The sequence below is a fragment of the Sporomusa termitida genome (genome assembly GCF_007641255.1).
Lineage (GTDB): Bacteria > Bacillota > Negativicutes > Sporomusales > Sporomusaceae > Sporomusa > Sporomusa termitida.
Genome location: NZ_CP036259.1, coordinates 2,739,657 through 2,759,206, shown reverse-complemented (window position 1 = coordinate 2,759,206; position 19,550 = coordinate 2,739,657). Strand labels below are relative to the sequence as shown.

Annotated in this window: 23 protein-coding genes; 20 read left to right on the top strand and 3 right to left on the bottom strand. The window is 45.2% G+C overall.

Going from position 1 to position 19,550, the window contains the following annotated elements:
• Positions 1-825 precede the first annotated feature (825 nt).
• A complete protein-coding gene (locus SPTER_RS13025) occupies positions 826-1,863 on the top strand; it encodes an AI-2E family transporter (RefSeq protein WP_144350782.1) in 1,038 nt (345 codons plus the stop codon).
• Positions 1,864-1,904: 41 nt separating this feature from the next.
• Here SPTER_RS13025 and SPTER_RS13020 read toward each other — a convergent pair whose 3' ends face one another.
• Positions 1,905-3,575, bottom strand: coding sequence for a PAS domain-containing sensor histidine kinase (locus tag SPTER_RS13020; RefSeq protein ID WP_144350781.1), 1,671 nt, complete (start codon positions 3,573-3,575; stop codon positions 1,905-1,907).
• A 389-nt stretch (positions 3,576-3,964) separates the two neighbouring features.
• Between SPTER_RS13020 and SPTER_RS13015 the strand changes: the two genes are divergently transcribed.
• From SPTER_RS13015 to SPTER_RS12955, 14 genes are all read left to right on the top strand, one after another.
• Positions 3,965-4,993: a sigma-54-dependent transcriptional regulator gene (locus SPTER_RS13015; protein ID WP_246105298.1), complete on the top strand. Its 1,029-nt coding sequence runs from the start codon at positions 3,965-3,967 to the stop codon at positions 4,991-4,993.
• A 19-nt stretch (positions 4,994-5,012) separates the two neighbouring features.
• Positions 5,013-5,480 (top strand): AAA-type ATPase lid domain-containing protein, encoded by a 468-nt coding sequence (locus SPTER_RS25375; protein WP_246105297.1) that lies wholly within the window; start codon positions 5,013-5,015, stop codon positions 5,478-5,480.
• Positions 5,481-5,977: 497 nt separating this feature from the next.
• Entirely contained in the window at positions 5,978-6,181 is a 204-nt protein-coding gene (locus tag SPTER_RS13010) for a CsbD family protein (protein WP_144350780.1), read from the top strand.
• A gap of 165 nt (positions 6,182-6,346) precedes the next feature.
• Positions 6,347-6,673, top strand: a complete 327-nt coding sequence (locus SPTER_RS13005) for a LapA family protein (protein ID WP_144350779.1) — start codon at positions 6,347-6,349, stop codon at positions 6,671-6,673.
• An 82-nt stretch (positions 6,674-6,755) separates the two neighbouring features.
• Positions 6,756-6,971, top strand: coding sequence for a hypothetical protein (locus tag SPTER_RS13000; protein WP_170233255.1), 216 nt, complete (start codon positions 6,756-6,758; stop codon positions 6,969-6,971).
• 42 nt (positions 6,972-7,013) lie between these two features.
• Positions 7,014-7,313 carry a YtxH domain-containing protein gene (locus SPTER_RS12995; RefSeq protein ID WP_144350777.1) on the top strand — a complete coding sequence of 100 codons (300 nt, stop codon included), beginning with the start codon at positions 7,014-7,016 and terminating at the stop codon, positions 7,311-7,313.
• A gap of 65 nt (positions 7,314-7,378) precedes the next feature.
• On the top strand, positions 7,379-7,762 hold the full coding sequence (locus SPTER_RS12990; protein ID WP_170233254.1) for a hypothetical protein: 384 nt from the start codon (positions 7,379-7,381) through the stop codon (positions 7,760-7,762).
• A gap of 125 nt (positions 7,763-7,887) precedes the next feature.
• Positions 7,888-8,118 carry a hypothetical protein gene (locus SPTER_RS12985; RefSeq protein ID WP_144350775.1) on the top strand — a complete coding sequence of 77 codons (231 nt, stop codon included), beginning with the start codon at positions 7,888-7,890 and terminating at the stop codon, positions 8,116-8,118.
• A gap of 109 nt (positions 8,119-8,227) precedes the next feature.
• Positions 8,228-8,677, top strand: coding sequence for a hypothetical protein (locus tag SPTER_RS12980; RefSeq protein WP_144352898.1), 450 nt, complete (start codon positions 8,228-8,230; stop codon positions 8,675-8,677).
• Between the two features lie 67 nt (positions 8,678-8,744).
• Positions 8,745-8,894 carry a lmo0937 family membrane protein gene (locus SPTER_RS12975; RefSeq protein WP_139164435.1) on the top strand — a complete coding sequence of 50 codons (150 nt, stop codon included), beginning with the start codon at positions 8,745-8,747 and terminating at the stop codon, positions 8,892-8,894.
• Between the two features lie 46 nt (positions 8,895-8,940).
• Positions 8,941-9,513, top strand: coding sequence for a YSC84-related protein (locus SPTER_RS12970; protein WP_144350774.1), 573 nt, complete (start codon positions 8,941-8,943; stop codon positions 9,511-9,513).
• A gap of 26 nt (positions 9,514-9,539) precedes the next feature.
• A complete protein-coding gene (locus tag SPTER_RS12965) occupies positions 9,540-10,472 on the top strand; it encodes a hypothetical protein (protein WP_144350773.1) in 933 nt (310 codons plus the stop codon).
• Positions 10,473-11,490: 1,018 nt separating this feature from the next.
• Entirely contained in the window at positions 11,491-11,823 is a 333-nt protein-coding gene (locus tag SPTER_RS12960; protein ID WP_246105296.1) for a Dabb family protein, read from the top strand.
• Between the two features lie 174 nt (positions 11,824-11,997).
• Positions 11,998-12,324 carry a nucleoside triphosphate pyrophosphohydrolase family protein gene (locus SPTER_RS12955; protein WP_144350772.1) on the top strand — a complete coding sequence of 109 codons (327 nt, stop codon included), beginning with the start codon at positions 11,998-12,000 and terminating at the stop codon, positions 12,322-12,324.
• 23 nt (positions 12,325-12,347) lie between these two features.
• On the opposite strand, the gene SPTER_RS12950 is transcribed toward SPTER_RS12955, so the two are convergent.
• Entirely contained in the window at positions 12,348-12,941 is a 594-nt protein-coding gene (locus SPTER_RS12950; protein WP_144350771.1) for a TetR/AcrR family transcriptional regulator, read from the bottom strand.
• A 167-nt stretch (positions 12,942-13,108) separates the two neighbouring features.
• Here SPTER_RS12950 and SPTER_RS12945 point away from each other — a divergent pair, with 167 nt between their 5' ends.
• The 3 genes from SPTER_RS12945 (at position 13,109) to SPTER_RS12935 (ending at position 15,397) form a co-directional block, all read left to right on the top strand.
• The gene (locus tag SPTER_RS12945) at positions 13,109-13,816 is read left to right on the top strand and encodes a flavodoxin family protein (RefSeq protein ID WP_246105295.1); all 708 of its coding nucleotides are present in this window, start codon (positions 13,109-13,111) and stop codon (positions 13,814-13,816) included.
• Positions 13,817-13,944: 128 nt separating this feature from the next.
• Positions 13,945-15,102 carry an NADH:flavin oxidoreductase gene (locus SPTER_RS12940; RefSeq protein WP_144350770.1) on the top strand — a complete coding sequence of 386 codons (1,158 nt, stop codon included), beginning with the start codon at positions 13,945-13,947 and terminating at the stop codon, positions 15,100-15,102.
• Positions 15,083-15,397, top strand: coding sequence for a hypothetical protein (locus tag SPTER_RS12935; protein ID WP_246105294.1), 315 nt, complete (start codon positions 15,083-15,085; stop codon positions 15,395-15,397). Before SPTER_RS12940 ends, SPTER_RS12935 begins: the two co-directional genes overlap by 20 nt.
• Positions 15,398-15,586: 189 nt before the next feature.
• Here the strand turns inward: SPTER_RS12935 and SPTER_RS12930 are convergent, their stop codons facing one another.
• The gene (locus SPTER_RS12930; RefSeq protein WP_246105293.1) at positions 15,587-16,603 is read right to left on the bottom strand and encodes a saccharopine dehydrogenase family protein; all 1,017 of its coding nucleotides are present in this window, start codon (positions 16,601-16,603) and stop codon (positions 15,587-15,589) included.
• Between the two features lie 267 nt (positions 16,604-16,870).
• On the opposite strand from SPTER_RS12930, the gene SPTER_RS12925 reads away from it, so the two are divergent.
• Positions 16,871-17,227: a nuclear transport factor 2 family protein gene (locus SPTER_RS12925; RefSeq protein WP_144350768.1), complete on the top strand. Its 357-nt coding sequence runs from the start codon at positions 16,871-16,873 to the stop codon at positions 17,225-17,227.
• Positions 17,228-17,459: 232 nt separating this feature from the next.
• A complete protein-coding gene (locus tag SPTER_RS12920) occupies positions 17,460-19,379 on the top strand; it encodes a TonB-dependent receptor plug domain-containing protein (RefSeq protein WP_144350767.1) in 1,920 nt (639 codons plus the stop codon).
• The last annotated feature ends 171 nt before the right edge of the window (positions 19,380-19,550 follow it).

The following is a 19,550-nucleotide window of genomic DNA, read 5'->3' as shown; positions in this document are numbered from 1 at the left end:
AGCAGCTTTATTGATTAGCACATGTGCTTATGCTTGCATTTATGCATAAGAAAAAGCCCCCATGCTGGATATTCGGCGCAGGCCGGCGAGTATGATAATATCACACCCAGTTTTAAATATCCCCTGGCGGCTAAAACACAATATTGCATTGTAGTAATCGTCGGAAACTTCAAATACCTTATAAGTCATTATACGATATATAGTAGTTTATGTCAATAATAGTTTTCCTTGAATAAACAATTGTATATTATAATTAGACAATATTGGATATCTTGCAAAATACCTTCTTAAAGCCATCAAGAAGAAAGGTCCTTTGCTTCTTTTGTATATTGAGACAAGAAATGTGGGTATTACATAGACCAGGCGTATCACGACGTGCTGTTGTCTTGGTGGATAAAATATCAAAAGTACGAAAAAGCCCGTAAATCGGCATTTGTGGCATTACATAGGTTAGAAATATACATTATTTTCTTGTGTTTTATGCGGGATTTTTACATTTTGAGGATAAAGAAAATGCCGGTTTGGGGTGGTTTTGCCAAAAAGTTCATGTAGAAATGCTTCGGTTGCGCGGTTACGGTCATTGCATTAAACATCAATAGCCCCTTTGTTGACATAAAATAAACTTAGGGGTTATAGTTGTTATAGTCGAATGATTTTAGTCCAATACCTAAAAACTATCGTATTGATGCAGGCGCCAGATGTTCTATCATTTAAGAATGGCTGGGAAAAAGGAACAACATGAAGGAGGGAAGTAAGGTTAAATATTGGGAAGTAAATAACTTAAACTTGGCATGATAATTAAGAAGTTATAAATGAGGGGTTTTTATGTTAAATATGTCTAATACAAAATTATGGGCAATCACCATACTGGGAGCCGCCATCGGTTGGGTTGTATTTCAAGCTGCGCCAGCTTTGCAACCGGTCTTGATTGCCCTTGTGGCAGCCTGCCTGCTGAATCCCTTGGTGGAATACACCGAAAAAAAACTAAAGATAAAAAAGTGGCTTGCGATTAGCATTATCTCCACGGTGATCATTGTTGTCTTAGTTGCTATAAGTAATGTTATTTTATCGCTGATAGTGAGTCAGGCTACTGAACTTATCAACGAGTATCAGTCCATTAGTGAAAATTTTAATCAGGTTATCGCGGCTGGATTTATTTATCTGGAGAAAGTTGGATTCTCCCCAACCATGCTGGGAGAGTTGAAACAATATGTTGCTGAATTAATTAGTTGGCTGGGGAACTTCTTGGAATCTGTCATCATTTCGGGCTTAGGATCTATTCTAAATGGTGTGGATCTGATCCTTGCTTTAAGCATGATCGTTTACTTCTTAGCTTCTGGCAAAGAAATGGCACAGTATATTGTGGACCATATGCCCAAAAGTTTGCGTCAAACGACAATCAATCTGATGGAAGGCACAGATCTCGTTATTTGGAGCTATATAAAAATGCAAGCTTTGATCGCTTTGATCGTCGGGGTTTTATCCACCATCGTTTTTATGTTGATCGGCGTCAAGTTTTCTGTTCTGTTGGGCGTGCTTGCAGGAGTCCTCAATTTCATTCCTTATTTTGGCTCGATTTTAGCTGGTATCCTTGCAACCATGATTGCCTTATTAACCAGCGGGTTTAGTCAAGCAATTATCACATTGGCTGCGGTTTTGATCATTCAACAAACAGAAGGCAATTTCATAATGCCGCGCTTACAAGGGAAATCCGCTGGCCTGCATCCAGCAGTTATCATAATTGTCATCTTGATAGGCAATTATTTCTGGGGAACCATAGGCATGTTTATTGCCGTGCCGCTTTTTGGTTTGGTAAGATTAGTTGTCGCAGAAGCAGCCAAGCTGGTTGCACAAATCGAATAAAAAGGGAGTAATGTTCAATATGGGGTCACGCACCGCTGTCCTCATGGCCCATATTGCGGAAATTCAATTCGAAACGTCACTTGCTGGTTCAAGCTGGCAACCTGAATCGTTCCGTTATGGATATTGACAATAGATTTTACAATGGACAGCCCCATGCCCAGTTTGCTGCCGGACTTTGCGGAGGAAAAAAACGGTTTAAATATTTTTCCGATAATCTCTTCAGGAATAGGCGGTCCATTATTGCTAATCTCGATGACCGCTTTTTCCTCGGTACATGAGGTCGTAATCACAATCTCTTTTTTGGCCTGGTCCACACCCTCAAAAGACTCGATGGCATTGACCAAAATAATGATGACGATTTCTTCTAACCGCCTGACATCTCCCCATACGGTAGGGGAAACCGTACACGTGTTGTTTTCCCGTAGCTGAATACTGTGGGCCCTTAATCTTTCTTGAACCATACTGATTGCTTGCTTAATCATTTTGTTTAAATCGACTGCTTCCGGGGTGTGAGACCAAGCCCTGTTTACGGAATCCTGCATCCATTCGAGAATAGCCGTGATATAGCCGGCCTGCACCGAAATACCCCGGCAGTTCTCAATGACCTTTTCAATACTCGTTTCTTTCCCTTTATCATGCCAATAGATCATCCCATCGGCCATGATCTTCAGTGCTTGCAGCGGCTGATTAATCTCGTGAGCCACCCCTGAGGCCAAGGCGCCTAACCATGCCACTCTTTCGATCAACGCGACTTGCTTTTGGTTCGCGCTTTTTTGAATTTCCGCTTTTTTTTGTTCGGTAATATCCTCCAGAATGCTGGCAACATGCCCTTTCTCCGGGCTATAGGCAGACACTCTGTACCAGGAATCGGTATTTTTTGAGTATTGCTCCAGCATGATCGGCTGCCCCGTGAGCTCTACGTCGCCTAATATTTTAATCCAAGTGGCTTTGTCAATGCCATGGTTGACCACAGGCAGGCGTTTCCCCACAACCTCCGCAACCTTGAGGCCTGTCCGCATTTCGAAAGCGGGATTGACTTCGGCAAATTCGAGATCAACCGGCTGGCCATGATCATCGGCGATTACCCGATGGTATTCGAATATTTCCTGCATATGGTCCAACAGGCCCCGGTAACGGGACTGGGTGGCCGTGAGCTCCCTGTTTTTCTTTGCCAGTTCAGCCATATACTGCTCTGCGTTGGCCTCGGCTTGTTTTCTCTCGGTAATATCTTCCGATATCTCAACCACATGACCACGCTGCGGGCTGTATGCAGCAATGGCATACCACTTGTCTTGCTGATCGGAATATTGAGTAAAGGCCACCGGCTCCCCGGACAAGGCCACTTTTATATACGTTTGCAGCCACTGGCGGCTTGTTTCAGTCAGGTGCGGAAAAACCTCTGTCACCCGCTTGCCGATCAGTTCGCTCCGTGGACGCCCTATATTGGCAGCATAGGCCGAATTGACTTTCGTATAGATCAGGTCATCAACAGAGTTTCCTGCTGCGTCAAATAGGACCCGGTAATAGGCACACCCATTGGGCAGGTTGTCAAATAAATCCTGATAACCGGCCGGACACTCAGCACCCTCCGGTATTTTACCAGCAGCAATATCCTCTGCAAAATAATCGGCAGTCTGTGTTCCTTTTGTATTTTCGATCCGTTTTCTTCCTTTCTGCTCGGCAGTTTTTACATTTCGGCTTTGTTTGTCCATTTGATGGCCACCCCCTGGCAAATGATTCGCCAGTATTTTTTTTTACAACTTTATTATATTCAACATTTTCAGGGAATTATCCTACATTTTCCGTTAAATAGTTCAAAGAGGCGGAGTAGGAAGGGGTTGGCTTGTCTATTACAGAAGGAATAGGGGTGAGAAAGCATGAGCGTATCGGTTCACGTATTGATGCAAGGCGGATATGGTTGTTTACATAATGTTAAAATAAACTGGTATCGTTAGAGGATAATGCATTAGTTTGCCGAATCTCTTCATAGAAGGTTTGGTTTCGACCGTCGTAGCGCGTAGCGGATGAAGGCAGTCAGCAGCGGCGGCATTCCTGTTTGAAATCGCCGTAATAAGGGCGGGGGCAGGAGAAGGGAGTTCGGTTGAATATTTTACTTGTTGATTATGATACGGACAGCAGAGCGGGAGTTGCCGGATTTTTGCGGGAAATGGGGCATCATGTCACGGAACGAAGCGACGTCGAAGCAGCGTACGCCACCTATACTGCGGGTGCTTTTTCGATGGTGCTGACGGATATCAAAATGCCGGCGATGCCAGGGCAAGATTTGCTGCATCGCATAACGGCCCTGCCCGGAGAAAAAGCAGATGTCGTTTTGTTTACCAATTATGATGATCGGGGAGCCGCTGTCGATATCTTACTGGAAGGGGCCTATGATTATCTGCTAAAGCCGGTGAACGTGATTGAACTGGCGGCGGTTACGGAGCGGATTGTCGAACACCGCGCATTGCTCCGTGAGAACAAAGTGCTGACCGACCGTTTTGGCGAAGAAGTGCAAGCGGCAACCGCAGAGACGCGGCGTGAGGTATCCCGGCTGAAACAGGTACTCTCACAAATCGCCGGAATCGATCATGTCGGTTTTTTCTCCGACCAAATGAACCAGTTATTGCGATTGGCCGCAATATTTCATGAAGGCCGGTCCATACCGGTGCTGATCCAGGGAGAGACAGGTACCGGCAAGGAAATCATCTCTAGAATCATTCATTATGGCAATAGGATTACCCAGGAGCCCTTCATTGACCTGAATTGCGCGGCCCTGACCGCCGGTTTATTTGAAAGCGAGCTGTTTGGTTATGAGCCCGGTTCTTTTACCGGCGGCCTGACGAAAGGGCAGAAAGGGAAACTGGATGTGGCGCAAGGCGGTACATTGCTGCTGGACGAAGTGGGCGAGATCCCTTTGGAGCTGCAGGGGAAGCTGCTGAGAGTTATACAGGAAAAGGAATTTTACCGCGTTGGCGGTTTGAAAAAAATAAAGACGGATGTGCGGATTATCTGTGCCACCAATGCGGATTTAGAGCAGCGGGTGGCACAGGGAACTTTTCGCCGGGATTTGTTTTTCCGGCTGAAAGTCGGTCATATCGTCATTCCCCCCCCTGCGCGAGCGTACGGATGATATTATTCCGCTTGCTGAAATGTTTCTCAAGCAGTTTGCCGAACAAAAAGGGAAGCGTTTTCGCCGGATCGGCCCAAGTGCGGCTGATCTGCTGCTGGCTTACGACTGGCCGGGGAATGTGCGTGAACTCAGGAATACGATGGAATTGGCCGTGCTGATGTATGACGATGTGGAGCTCAAATCCCTGCATCTGAATTTGAATACCCTGCAGAAAGTGGCCTCCACCCCTTTGGACGTACCATTGAACGCCCGGACGCTTGACCCTCATCGCTTTCTTTTACCCGCAACAGGGCTCGATTTGGAAGAATTTATCGACAGTCTTGTCCATCAGTCTTTAGCACTGTGCCATGAGAATAAAACGGAGGCCGCCAAATATTTAGGGATCTCCCGGCGTTCCCTTTACTGCCGGTTGGAACGAAAAAAGGCAACCAAAAAACCGCGCCAGTTGCCAACGGACGTTGTGAACACTGCGGTGCCCAAGGCGTAAATTGCTGGTCTGGGCCGGTTCTTGGCCGGAATGCATTCCAGTCAAGAACAACGAAATGGCTTAGCATTGGCGGGCAATCTCGTGCAAATAAATAAAAACAGGCAAAAGCATGGCTCTTTGGGGGTATTGTTTGTTCGCAAGCAATACGAACACCCGCAAAAAAGGAGCCATGCTTTTTGCATTGGTCATCCTGCCGCGCCCGCAGCCCCAGGCAATATTTTGCGGGAGACTATAGCATGCGCTGAACCTGCGCGGTACGGCAGGCAAGGGGATAGGCAGCAAAAGACCGCCGGGAATGATCCGTTCAGGTCAGCGTGAACGAATCTGTTGTGCGGAAAGGACCACCGGCTATACAGACCGCTGGAAGCATTTTTCCCGTCATTGCAGGCGGCGTAAAGGGGGCGGGGGTAAGGGGCGGTGTTGGCACGCTTATTGCGTACTATTAAGGACGGGTAGGGTGGCAGTAAGCCCAAAATGAAGTCAATTAGGAGGAAAATATGAACGAAGATATACTGAAAGGGAAATGGCATGAGCTGAAAGGCGGTGTCAAAGAAAAGTGGGGCAAACTCACCGACGACGATCTTACCACTGTAGAGGGAAAATCAGAGAAACTGATGGGGCTTCTGCAAACGAAATATGGGTACACCAAGGACAAGGCCGAAGAGGAATATAAGAGTTTTATCAGCAACCACAAAAAGTAGTTCCCGGCGTTCAACTAAGGAGCAAGGAGTCAGAGGGAAAAAATCGTCTGTTTATGACTTAGTCCATCGTGCAGGCCGGTGAGTTTTTTAGCGTAACGCTTCGCCACCCTACTTCCTATCACATGCTTCCCGAGGTCAAACTGATGTTAAAGGAGGGAACCCTGTTTGATCTATTTAATTTTTGCCATGGTTTTTGCCGTGTTGATTACCTTCTTTGCGTTACAGAACGCCATACCGGTGACGATCCATTTTTTGGCTTGGAGCGGCACTACTTCGTTTGCCATCGTAGTCCTAGGCTCGACAGGGGCAGGCATTCTTATTGCATTACTTAGTCAAGGGATGGTCCAGCTTCGCTTGCGCCTATCGCTGCGGCAGGCGGAAAACCGGATCCATGAGTTGGAGCAGGCGTTAATAAAAACGGAAATCTTAGATCGGGATACCCGGTTTGAAGAGAAATTGGCAGCGGAGCAATTGCTGGAAACGCGGGGGTAGGCTCGGCGGCCGGATGCGCTTTAGCCGCATACAGGCGGGGTTAGCAAGTGACAACTGGAATGAAGCAGGAGGTGCACGCGAAGTGCATGAGTTGGATCTGGACAGAGCGCTGAATAGAACCGAAGGTCATTTAATGCGAAGTAATGCTCAACTGGCGAAGATGCTGGGAAAAGCTGCCTCGGTGCAGGCTGCAATGAGAGCGGAATATCTCGGCCGGGTAAGAAGCCTTGAAAAACTGAGAAATGCATTTGCCCAAAAACATAAAGAACTGCAGATCGCCAATGAAAGCGTCTTTTAATCAGCGCAATGGTGTCATCATAAAATATCGGAGGTAAAAAACATGTCTATTAGAGAGCTAATTGAAAAAGGAAAGAAATCCGTTTGCAAAAGGCAGGAAAAAAAAATAAATGGTACCGTCATCGGGGCGGCTGTAGGCTTGACAGTCGGGGCAGTTGCCGGTGTCCTTTTGACCCCTAAGTCCGGCAGGGAAACGCGCAAGGATATTGCCAATGCTGCTAAGGAATTTCCCCGCAAGGCTAAGGACGTCTTGACAAGCGCCAAAGAAAAGGCGGAAGAAGCCAAAGAAAAGCTGCATGAAACAAAGACAAAAGTCACCGAAGAGCTAACCATAAAGAAGTAAAACTTCTTGATGAAAAACAACGAACGGCTGGGCCGGAGTGCGCGGCTGTTCGCTAAGTCATTCTGTTGAAAGCAAGGGAACCCATGTATATTACATTGTATGACTTTGGCTTGTTCGTCCTTATTTCGATGATGGTCATTGTCAGTGCGTATTTGATCGCCATTCTCCGTCAGGCAATTCTCTTGTTCAACCAGGCCCGGCAAGTTTTAGCCGCTCACGACAAGGACATCCGTGAGACGCTTTCCTTGCTCCCGGCCGCATTGATGAACCTCAATTTGCTCTGCGTCAGCATGACGGAAACGATTGGCCAAACAAGTCACGCAGTTCGGTCATTAAAGGCGGATTTGGCAGATACGGCAGACGGCTTGCATGACGGAGTGGAAACCTTCATCATCTATGTGAAGGTGATTGGCGAAATTTTAAAGTCTGTATTCACAAAAATCGGATGAGAACAAGAGTCTGACCAAGCGGTAGAGGAGGGATGGTTACATGGTATACACGATTGTGGCCGTTATTCTCGCGGTTGCCATTATGAAATATTTTGGTATCCTATAATTTTCGATTAGGAAAAAGAATGAAAACGGTTAGTAGAAAAGCCCGCTGGAAGGTCACCATAGCAACCTTCATCAGCAAAGTGATTATTGTGGGTTGCTTGCTGTTGCCCGTTACCGTTCAGGCCGGAGCGTTGGCCGAGTATGAGGAAGCGTACAAGCTCTATCTGGCGGCGATTGCCTGCATGGCTGCTTACAGCGACCGCATTGGCGATTTGCGCTGGATGAACTGGCGCAGGAAGGCTGGCCGGTAGAAGCTTATATGAAAACAGGCAGTAGGTCAGAAGTGCAATTGGATGGTAATGGTTCTGGCATCGTGGTAGGCCAAAGTTAAAATAATAGGGGGTTTTTCTGTTGAAAAAAATGATATTCGCTTTATTGCTTCTTTTCGTAACCGGTATCGGCACTGGGTTTGCCGCTCCGATCAATAACCTGGATAGAGGCCGGACAGCCATCGGTTTTGTGGATGACGATTTCTATGTGGAGCACAAACTCACCAATAATCTTACATTAGGATTGCAGGAGCACGACTTTTACGGACAATATGATTTCAGGGGCTTTAGAGCCATTCTTGGCAACCGGGATTACCATGGTTCCAATCCTTACGTCGGCGCAGCGGCGAACATGGCATTGGCCCCTGCTCTGGATGGCTACGTGTCACTGATTGCCGGCAGCGACTTTACAGAAATGCAAGTTGGGGTCAACTACAACCTGGTCGACAATTTGGATATCAACGTCAACTACCTTACCTTCAGGCCGGATGGCGGCAGCGATCACAACCGTACCGGCATTGGCCTGACCTTTAAGTTTTAACGGGGAGTCGGGCCTGCCTGACGTTTGTCCGCAGACCTTAAGATAAACTACAGGGAGGAGAGAGACTATGCTGCAAACAATCTGCATTATTTTGATCGTAATGTGGCTGTTAGGGATCGTTACATCCTATACTATGGGCGGCCTGATCCACATTCTGCTCGTAATTGCCGTCATCGTATTTTTGGTTAATTTTATTACAGGACGGCGAACCTTGTAGGACCATTTATGAAAAATGGATCCGGGCAACAGAAAGAGATGACAACATGCGTTTTAACATATTGACAAAAATATTCACCCTGCTGATTGTATTGCTGGGGATGACGGGCGCCGTGGTAAGCGCGGCCACCGTTGAAGAAAAGCGCCAGGCCATCCGGGAGGCAACGCAGGAAACGCTCAACGAAGTTTACAGCGTTCAGCCCAAGGCCAGAGACGCTGTCGCGAACGCAGCCGGGTATGCCGCGTTCGCCATCACCGACGTTAAAGTGGTCTTTTTAGGCGGCGGGGGCGGTAAGGGCATGTCGGTCAACAACCGCACCGGGCAAGAGATCTTCATGAAAACAAGCGATGTACAAGTCGGCTTTGGGCTGGGGATCAAAAAATACAAAGTGCTTTTTGTCTTTGGCACCGAAAAAGCCTTTGCCGATTTTGCCGATAGCGGCTGGGAATTTGGCGGTCAGGCGACGGTTGCCGCCACGGACAGTGTGAGCGGCGATTCCTTGCAGGGGGCTGTTTCCGTGGCTCCGGACGTCTGGATGTATCAATTGACCGACAAAGGTCTCGAAGCCAGCATAACGGTCAGGGGCATTCGCTATTTTAAGGATAATGACTTGAACTAAGGAAATAATATGAGGAGGAAATAAGTATGAAAATGCTAAGTTTACGGATGTTGCTGGTGTTGAGTTTATTAGTTGGCTTGGGCAGTGCCGGGGCGGTGGCGGCAAATGCAGTCAAGGCGGCGCCGCCGGCTGATGTGAGAGTCGAACAATGGACAGGGCAGGCCTTCACTTTTCTGGCTTTGCCGGCGGAAAAGCAGTCCGCCGGCTACGAGATATTTGCCGCAGAGCAAGCAGCCCGCGGATTGGAGGGCGATCGTTCCCTGCGTATTCCCTATGCGGAATATGTTGGCAAGCAAGTTGTCGTTACTGAAATCGTATCGTTTGCGGCCGGCAACAGGCAAAAAGAATATATGGTCTATATGACGGTAAAGGAAACCGGTGAAAAATTAGTGGGGCGTACCATGCGGGGCCAGTTGGAGGGCTTGGTGTTAAGCGCTGACCTGAAAAATGCCCGGCAGCAATTTCTGGGAAAAACGGTTTACCCTAAGTATAGAGAACTGACCGGGCTGTATATCCCTGGCCGGAATAGAACGCCGGCGTCAGTGTCCACGCCAATTGGCGGTCCGGTTGTCGTGCTTGATGTCTACGCAGGCAATAAATCGCAGGAGCCCATTTGGCTGATTGTTGACGTGAATGGGGAAAAAGCGATTTTACCCATCGCATACAGTTGGACCAACATGCCCATTCAATCCTGGACCGAGGCACCTCCTTGGCAAAATGCCTTGTTTATGGAAAATCCGAGAATTAGCCTCGGCGGATCTGACACTTTGTGGCAGAAAATTCAAGCCGGAAATGTAGAAGAAGGGATGACCAAAGAACAAGTACAGCTTAGCTGGGGCAACCCCTCCCGCCGGGAAAAGCATGATTCGGTTTGGATCTATGGCACTAAGCAGCTTCAGTTTCGCAGTGGTGTGCTTGATTCCATTGCAACGATTTCAGAAAGTCAACCGAAATCATAGGATGATCTTTTCCGAAACGAGATGGCCCATGACCGGGTCAATTAACCGATCCTGAAAATGCGCTTTAGCGACGACCGCAACCGGTAAATGCCGGTCCACGGCTAAACATCAAGGAGTCAGGGAACCTATGATCTCCATTCGAATTTTCCTGTCCGTTGTTCTAGAACAGTTCACGGGGTGATGTTTTTTATTATGTAATCAATACTAACGGCGTAGTTGGAGGAAAAATCGGCCAGCTATTCGCTGATGCGGACTTTCTGTGTTTCAAGGAGCCGATTTCAGGGCTTGAGCAGGGCTTTGGATGTGAATCATATTGACAATGTTCCGGCATCATGTTAGTCTATAGTAGAGCGAGCAACCTTACAGCGACTACGGGTTTTACAGTATCGCGAGAATGTTGGGAATTCAGGTTTCTGAGGTTTTTGTAAGTTGTTAACCAGTCCAGACGGTAGTCGCTTTTTTGTTAATGTGAGTTGACCGATTTCGATTGTCCGAAAAGAAAGTTTGTTCCGCTCCGCTTAATGGATCACTCTGTTAAGTGAAAGATGGCTGTAAGGATGCTCGCTTTAAAAAGGAGAAGGGGAAACCTTTCTCCTTTTGTTTTTCTACGAATCTAATCAAGTGGACACCGCGTCAGCGTCCATGAATGCTTTGCTTATAAAATTACAGCAGTAGGTAAGGGGAAAAACAGGTCTTCATAGAGAAGCCTACTTACAATAGAATGATGATCTAGTAGGCATACCAACCCTGAATTGCTTCTTCGTTATCAGAAAGCAAGTTCAGGGTTGTTTATTTTTGTAAACAGTTGGAATTACCAGTTTTAATAAATATCCTCCTGAAATGTACAGTACATTGCGAAGCCATTGAAAGATCGTGTAAGATTTTCGTGATACGGATAAGGCAAGCTTTAGAAATTTATCAACGATTAGTTTAATATGACATACTATTGTCTTATTAACTTGTGTATACTAAAGAAAAACAGGAGGTGATAAGAGATTGCCTCAGCAAAGAGGAATAGTTGGCAGACATAAATACAAATAAAAAATCAGAAAGGAGTAAAAAAATGATCACTAATAATATACTAATTAAACTAAAGGATAGGAACAGTGAAAATATTGGAAATGCCAGGGATAAATTGCTCAGTATGAAGGATAAAATTGAATCTCTTCGTGATCTAACAGTCAAAGTAAACATACGCCAAGATGCGTCATCCTATGACATCTTGCAGATCGCTCAATATGATTCCATGGAAGATTTAGAGGCTTATATCGTTCATCCTGTGCATATCGAAGTATCCCAATATATGGCAGATGTGATAGAGAGCATTGCTGTCGTATGTTCTGAATCATAAGAAACCAGCTAGGTTATAACATAGGGGCATAGTGGTTAAGTCCAAATGAGTATTAAAATTTGTAGTCAGGTTACATCTATGTGGCAATCGTAATGGGGGTGACCATATAAATGAAGATCTTATCATTACGCTAACAGATAAACTGAAAATCTATGAGGAAAGAAGAGGACAGTTATGAACAATATGAACTTAAATGAAGTGATTAAACGCTCCGTTCAAATAAGAGAATGCTACCATCAATTAGAAAAACAGTATCATGAAAAAGAATGGACAGTAGAAGAAGATGCGCTGGCTTTTCTGACAGATGCTGGATTGGTTGGTCGTCTGACAATGTCTCAGCAGGGCCGTTGGCCAACAAATGGAGATTCCAAATCTGAACTGGAACATAAACTTGGCGAGTGTATATGGTGGTTGATAATTTTGGCTGACCGCATGAATTTTGATATCAATGAAGCCTTGGAGAATTTTTTATCAAAAACGGAAAAAAATTTAAAAGGTTAACGATAAGAATTTTTTAACTGTATTTAATCCTCTTTTTCTATTACTGCCTGCAGTCCCGGCAATAAGAAACACAGAATTTCATCTGCAAAAATAGTGACCGATGGTTTTCGTCCCCTGGCATTCCAAAGATACGCAGCACCATAGATTGATTGGCTGACCATGACCGCCGCCCATTGTATACTTTTATCCGCTTCCGGTTTGGCCGCCCGTTTAGCCAGCCAGTTGGACACCATTTGCTCCAACTGGCTTTTTACTTTCATTTCGATAAGCGGAAAAACGGCTTGCGCTGTACGCCTGCAGCTTGTGCTCAATTGTTCATGATACCTGCACACGGAAATAATCAAATTTCGCAGTGCCTCCGGTGTCAGTTCTTCCTGAGACTGAAGTTGTTGGTATACAGTCGTCATAAATGTATCCTCAATAATCAATTCCATTAGAGCATACTTATCAGCAAAATGAGCATAAAACGTTCCCCTGTTGATTGCAGCCCGTTCCGTAATATCGCGAATGGTAATATCATTAAATTTTTTCTCCTTACTCAGTGAATGAAACGCATCTTGAATTAACTGACGTGTCCGGATAACCCTCGGATCGTTCTCTTTGAGGCGTCCTGCCATAGCTTTCACCTTTTCCTATACGATATTTAACGTTAACCAACATTTATTCATTGCTGTTGGTTAACCAACATTCCCGTAGTTTTATCTATTGCTAGGTACTCTTTCAGTTATTATCATAATAAATAGTTGCGTCATATACAACGTGTTGTTTTGGCATGTATGGATGTATGGGATCCAGTGTGATAGAAGAAGCGGGACATAACACGTTGGTAAGGGAAATGACCCTACAAATATGGCGGCAATATAGAAAACGGCAGCAAAATGATATTACTAAAAATGAGAGAAAGGTGACGGAATTGAAAGTGATTGCTTTTAACGGAAGTCCAAGAATTAATGGAAATACAGAGCAGAGCCTGAAAATTGTTTTAGCAGAATTAAAAAATGAAGGCATTGAGACGGAAATTATTCAATTAGGAGGGCGCAAAGTTTTCGGGTGTCTTGCTTGTGGGATGTGCTTGGAAACAAAGGATAACCGCTGTATACGCCAGGACGATGAAATGAATATTTTTATCCGGAAAATGATTGAGGCGGACGGAATTATCATTGGTTCTCCAACTTATTGTAGTAACGTGTCTACAGAAGTAAAGGCACTCATCGATCGCTGTGGATTTGTATCAAAGGCTAATGGGGGTGACATGCTCAGAGGTAAAGTCGGGGCTGCAGTGGTTTCTGTTCGTCGAGCCGGAGCAACTTTTACTTACTCTGCAATTAATTTTTTCTTCGGTATTTCCGAGATGGTTATGCCGTCTTCTAGCTACTGGAACATGACGTTAGCCCTTAATCCGGGCGATGTCCAAAAGGATGAAGAAGGTATACAAACATTTCAAACTTTGGGTAAAAATATAGCGACCCTTTTAAAACAATTGAAAGGTTAATGCTTTCCGTAGTTTTATCTATTGCCAGGTACTCTTTCAGTTATTAACATAATCAATAGCTGCAACATATACAACATGTTGCTTTGGCCTGCATGGGATATGCAACATTTGGAATTAGGAGTGATTTCATGAAATCATTGTTTGATCAAACAGAGCTTAGCGGTCTTACACTAAAAAACCGCTTTATCCGGCCTGCTACCTATGAGGGCGTTGCTGACGGACACGGTCATATGACAGAAGCGCTGTTTCAAATGTATGAAGATTTGGCAAAAGGCGGCGTCGGAACGATTATTACCGGTGCGACAGCCGTTTGTGAATTGGAAACCCTACTGCCCAAGCAAATGGGAATTTTTAATGATTCTTTCCTCGATGAATACAAAAAATTGACTGCTATGGCCCATCAATATCAGGCAAACATAATCGTGCAGCTCGTCAGTCCGGGATTTCAAAAATTTTTATCCGCTGTGCCCGGCAAAGTCATTTGGGTGCCCAGTATGCTGGATGAAGCGGGACATAACAACGTTGCCGCCAAGGCAATGACACAGGAAGATATTATCGTACTGCAGGAAGCGTTCGCTGCAGCGGCCTTCCGGGCAAAAGCAGTAGGCTTTGACGGCGTACAAATTCATGCAGCCCACGAAACACTGCTAAGCCAATTTCTAACTCCTTACTTTAATCGACGCACCGATGCATATGGCGGAGGCATCGAAAACCGTAGCCGAATGATTATAGAGACCTATCAGAAAATACGGGCAAAGGTTGGTCCGGAATATCCCGTCTTAATTAAAATCAATAGTGAAGACTTTAGGGAGCAAGGCTTGACTTTTGCCGAATGCAAATACGTCTGCCAAAAGCTGGCGGAGTTAGGCATAACCGCTGTGGAAATCAGCGGCGGCGGCCCCTCATCCCGTCCGAATGAAGGCTATGCAAGAACGATAGCCAAAGGCCAGACACCCTACTTTCTAAAGCATACTGCTGAAATGAAACAACTCATTCGCATTCCCGTCATTGCCGTAGGCGGCTATCGCGACATACCGGCAATGATGAATTTTTTAAATGAAAGCAATATTGATTATTTTGCTCTTTGCCGACCGCTGATATGTGAAAGCGACCTAATTAACCGGTGGCAATCGGGAAACCTGGAACCGGCCAAATGCATTTCCTGCAACGGCTGCCATAAGATTGGCGCAAGTTGTGTATTTAAAGGAAACAGAAAGCGAAGGTGCAGCCATCATTCATTCCGAGACAATTCGTGCATTTCAACTGATGTGGGGGAATTTCCCTGAGCCGGTTATACTGGCTGATAAAAGCAAAGAGATTATTGCTGTTAATAAAATTTGTCGCGAGTGGGGACTAACAGAGGGAATGAACTGTGCTAACATTGATCCGCCCGAGCGCCATAAAAATTGTTTGGCGAATCAGGCTCTTGCCACGCAACAGCCCGCGTATATCAAATCAAAAACCCCGGACGGTAAGGAATTTCTTATGTACTGGCTGCCGCTGGATGGACTGCCTGATTACTTTGTCCATGTGGTCATCAGCCCGGCCGCTGAATCACACGGTTATTTAAGAAAAACATAAAAAAATTAAGTAATAATAATCCTGTATAAAGCTTCTGTTATATACAGGATTATTTTTGAATATCCGTTATTTTTTATAAACGTAGCCTTACTCGATCTTTATTCTGCTGATTCTCAAACCCTAATAAGGCGCCTTTTGTGCAGAGTATTTGAACGCTTTCCCCGCTGGTGGCAAACACATGCCTTAAGATCAACAGTCAATAATACGCGAATTCGGAATATCGCTTATGATATTTTCTCCATAAGCGGAGCCTGATGTTTGATACCCAGCCTTGAAATCTCCATTTACTATCCGACATGTTACGGCAACGACAGACAACGGCGTTAGTGTATACCCTGAAGGCAGGTCGGCAATTGAATAGGCGGAATCACCGCTGCTCCCAATCACCTCCACCGCTAATTTATTTCTCCCCGCAGCACGTTCTTCAGCGGTTGGCCCCTCTGGAAGATTTTTTATATCTGTAGGATTAGTCGTCAGTGCCGATAATTGCACCTGAAAGTATTCTCTTATATTAGGAATTGCTGTGGATTTATAGGACAAGATAGTCCCGCCTAGCGAGGTAGGAAAACACTCTTGCGGTCCTTCCCCAAAATCAAAAGCCTTCGGGTTTGCGTCAGTGATTTGTTGCAACTCTCCATTCTCACGAATCAGTAAACCGAGCTCCTCAATGTACTTGGCGCTCTTAATGGAGCCTTGCGAAAATCCACCATAATGACTAAATGCGACGAAAAGTTGCTGCGCGCATTTTACTCTTTTCGCTGTATGGACAACCAGGGCATCATAAGCAACAAATAGGCCGGCTCCAGAGATTATCATAATTCCAGCTTCCTTTGCTTGTTGATCCAGAGCTGCAGCGAGCTGGTAAGTTGGTATTTCGGCGCTAATATCCAAATAATGAATTTTGTTTTGCAAGCAGGCATGCATTGCGTTCTCGGCAGTAAGGGCAAAAGGCCCAGCCGCATTGATTAAGCATGCACACCCGCTAAGAGCTTCTTGCCATCCCCCGAAATCACTAGTTGCAAAAACAAAGTTGGGCACATTTAACTGCGAGGATAATTCAGCCACTTTGGCTTTATCTCTTCCTGCAATAGCAAAATTGATATTAAGTTCCTTGAGTCTCAGGCAAATGAGTTTACCAGTATAACCAGTCGCTCCATAAACAAGGACTTTATGCTTAGCCATTTTTATAGTCACTTTTACCTCCATAGATTATTCTACCATGCAAAGGATTGTACCTGATGTATTAGTATGCTCCCTATGTTTTCTCCATTATATACATGGAAATAGGACAACAGTATGTCATATTTAAATTGCAGTTTATATTTAATTCCTGTCTTATTCAGGATCGTAAATCTCAAAAAAATACAATTAAAGCTATATACATAAACTTAATATGACACACTGTTGTCATATCACATTAGTTATGATATTAGGTGGTTAACTAATCACACAATATAGAAAGGGGGTGATATTATGCTTACAAAACTGCCTCAGCCTGTTGACGCTTTTTTTCATGCTGCCAACGGCCCTGACCCTGATGCGTTTATTGCCAACTTTACCAATAATGCCATTCTTATTGATGGCGCTCATGAGTATAGTGGCATAAATGCAATCAAAGAATGGAGTGAAACCGATGTATTTGCGGCCAAAGTCAAATATGAGGTCACAAATACAGTTCAGCGCAACCAGGAGATTGTCGTCACTGCCAGAGTAGACGGTAATTTCGACAAAACCGGACTTCCCGACCCACTCATGCTTGACCATCATTTTATAATCAAAGAAGGTAAAATCTCCAGACTTACCGTTCAAATTTCTAAAACATCAAATTAACTACAGTTTTATCAGTTGTTTTGAGACGTTAGGTAAAGTACCTCGTTGTCCATAATGGCATTTTATCGCGATAGTCTACTAGGTGACATTAGCACAAGTTAAACACATGGAAGAAAACGAAACTATTGACACAAAAAAAGTCAGCATATATGATTGAGAATGATTATTGTTATCTTTAGTGTAGTTATTTTTGGATACTACCGATGCTGAAAATTATGTAAGGAGTGAGGAAATGAGAAGGACAAGGCGGGTCTTTACAGCCCTGGTATTGGCGGCAGCAACGCTGACAGCAGGCGGCCAGGCGTTTGCGCAGGAAGAAAGTCAGTCGGAAGTTTCGGAATTTGCGTTTGACTCTTATGTGGTCACGGCTAGCCGCATTCCGGAAAAACTCAGCAAAGTGGCGGCGAATGTTACCGTTATTGCAAATGAGGCCATTGAAAAAGGGGCTTTTTCTCAGGTATCGGATATTTTGCGTGCTCATAATGTCCATATTCCGGCGAATGGCTCGGTGTATTCTTATCCGGTCATTAATGGCGATGACCGTGTATTGGTTTTAGTCAATGGAAGAAGAATGAACTGGAGTCATCTGGTTGTCAGCGGCAACAGCCGCGCGTTTAATATGAACAATCTCGCGGTAAAAAATATCGAAAGAATAGAAATTGTACGCGGGCCGAACTCGGCCTTATACGGCAGTGATGCCGTAGGCGGTGTGATCAATATTATCACCAAAAAATCTGTGGAAGAAAAAACGACTTTAGCCCAGGATTTCGGCACATGGAATGACCGGCGTACTACCTTGACGCAGCAAGGCGGCTCTGACAGTCTCCGGTATATGTTCACGATTGAAAAGCATAAACGCGATAATTATCAATTCCGCAATGCCATATCAGGGAACAAAGATGAATTTAGTGACAGCTACATTGACCGCGAGTATGCCAATCTGCGTGTCGATAAACTTTACGGCTCAGACAAAGAGCTTTCTTTTGAAATAGAAGGAATGTCTGAGAATAACGGTTATGGTTTATATATTAAGAATCCTGTTTCGGAAGGGAAGGTCAATCAACCGGGAGCGGAACGGGACGGCAGTGATTTTAATACGTCAATAACGTACTCCTGGAATAAAGATAGGGGCAAAGCCGACTTCTTCCGCATATACCGCAATCACAGCGATGCGCAAACAATCTACGGAACAAATCCCTATAAACATAAGCTGTACGCTGTAGGCGCGGAGTATCAGCAAAGCTGGCTTGTTGCCGATACCTACACGCTTATTTCCGGCTTGGATGTACGCCGCGAAAAATTTGACCAATTAAGCAGCGGGATCCAATCGGGAGCGCATGTCAGCACCAGCGCCTTATTTTTAGAAAACCGTCTTGATTTAGGCAATCGCTGGTCGTTAAATCTGGGCGCGCGTTATGATCATCACAGTGATTTCGGCAATGATACCACTGCCCACATTTCTTTGAATAAAGAACTTTCAGATGTCACCAACATGTATCTGGCCTGGGGGCAATCAATCAAGAACCCTTCCATGACCATGCGCTATTCCAATACGGAAAATATGATCGGCAATCCCGATTTAGTGCCTGAGAGCGGCGATACATGGACCCTTGGCCTCAACAGCAATCTTGATAAAAAGACGTATTTGCAAACCAGCCTGTACATCAGCGAGATGAAAAACGCCCTGGCCTGGCAAAGCGGCTCACCAGGTAAATACATAAATTTGAATAGAGAAAAACGACGCGGCCTGGAGCTTAGCATAACCCGGAATATGACGGCTGATTTTAAGGTAAGCGCCGGGTATTCTTATGCAAAAGTAGAAAAACAGAATGCCTCAGATGGTTACTATCTGGACTATTTAAACAGCAGGCCGAACGGCTACTGGCTGAGCACCCAATATGACAACGGCAGGTTTGATGCAGGCGCAACGCTTCTTGCCGGCACAGGGCGCGATGAATCGACCTACAGCAACAGCTCGTATGTAACGCTTGACCTGACCGCAGGCTATAAATTGAGCGGCCAAACAAGAATTTATGCCAAAGGCATGAACCTGACAGACGAAGCCTACGAGATGATAAACACAGGTAAATACCCCGGCAGATATCCTATGTTGGGGAGACACTTCCTCATGGGTATTGAACACACGTTTTAACAACAGGATATAAGAATAAAATGGCGGTATAAATCGATGATTTATACCGCCGTAAACATCAGAAAGGTTTCTATGAAAGAACCAAGAGCGCAAGCTCGGCTTATTCAACTGCATGGAAGCGACGGATTAATGGGTCGAGAAGCAGCAAAAAGCTGCCAACAAAGGCCAAGG

Coding starts and splice junctions, on each gene's coding strand:
- SPTER_RS13025 (WP_144350782.1), top strand. CDS start 826: ATGTTAAATATGTCTAATACAAAATTATGGGCAATCACCATACTGGGA.
- SPTER_RS13020 (WP_144350781.1), bottom strand. CDS start 3,575: ATGGACAAACAAAGCCGAAATGTAAAAACTGCCGAGCAGAAAGGAAGA.
- SPTER_RS25375 (WP_246105297.1), top strand. CDS start 5,013: ATGTTTCTCAAGCAGTTTGCCGAACAAAAAGGGAAGCGTTTTCGCCGG.
- SPTER_RS13010 (WP_144350780.1), top strand. CDS start 5,978: ATGAACGAAGATATACTGAAAGGGAAATGGCATGAGCTGAAAGGCGGT.
- SPTER_RS12995 (WP_144350777.1), top strand. CDS start 7,014: ATGTCTATTAGAGAGCTAATTGAAAAAGGAAAGAAATCCGTTTGCAAA.
- SPTER_RS12985 (WP_144350775.1), top strand. CDS start 7,888: ATGAAAACGGTTAGTAGAAAAGCCCGCTGGAAGGTCACCATAGCAACC.
- SPTER_RS12980 (WP_144352898.1), top strand. CDS start 8,228: ATGATATTCGCTTTATTGCTTCTTTTCGTAACCGGTATCGGCACTGGG.
- SPTER_RS12975 (WP_139164435.1), top strand. CDS start 8,745: ATGCTGCAAACAATCTGCATTATTTTGATCGTAATGTGGCTGTTAGGG.
- SPTER_RS12970 (WP_144350774.1), top strand. CDS start 8,941: ATGCGTTTTAACATATTGACAAAAATATTCACCCTGCTGATTGTATTG.
- SPTER_RS12965 (WP_144350773.1), top strand. CDS start 9,540: ATGAAAATGCTAAGTTTACGGATGTTGCTGGTGTTGAGTTTATTAGTT.
- SPTER_RS12955 (WP_144350772.1), top strand. CDS start 11,998: ATGAACAATATGAACTTAAATGAAGTGATTAAACGCTCCGTTCAAATA.
- SPTER_RS12950 (WP_144350771.1), bottom strand. CDS start 12,941: ATGGCAGGACGCCTCAAAGAGAACGATCCGAGGGTTATCCGGACACGT.
- SPTER_RS12945 (WP_246105295.1), top strand. CDS start 13,109: ATGGGATCCAGTGTGATAGAAGAAGCGGGACATAACACGTTGGTAAGG.
- SPTER_RS12940 (WP_144350770.1), top strand. CDS start 13,945: ATGAAATCATTGTTTGATCAAACAGAGCTTAGCGGTCTTACACTAAAA.
- SPTER_RS12935 (WP_246105294.1), top strand. CDS start 15,083: ATGTGGGGGAATTTCCCTGAGCCGGTTATACTGGCTGATAAAAGCAAA.
- SPTER_RS12930 (WP_246105293.1), bottom strand. CDS start 16,603: ATGGAGGTAAAAGTGACTATAAAAATGGCTAAGCATAAAGTCCTTGTT.
- SPTER_RS12925 (WP_144350768.1), top strand. CDS start 16,871: ATGCTTACAAAACTGCCTCAGCCTGTTGACGCTTTTTTTCATGCTGCC.
- SPTER_RS12920 (WP_144350767.1), top strand. CDS start 17,460: ATGAGAAGGACAAGGCGGGTCTTTACAGCCCTGGTATTGGCGGCAGCA.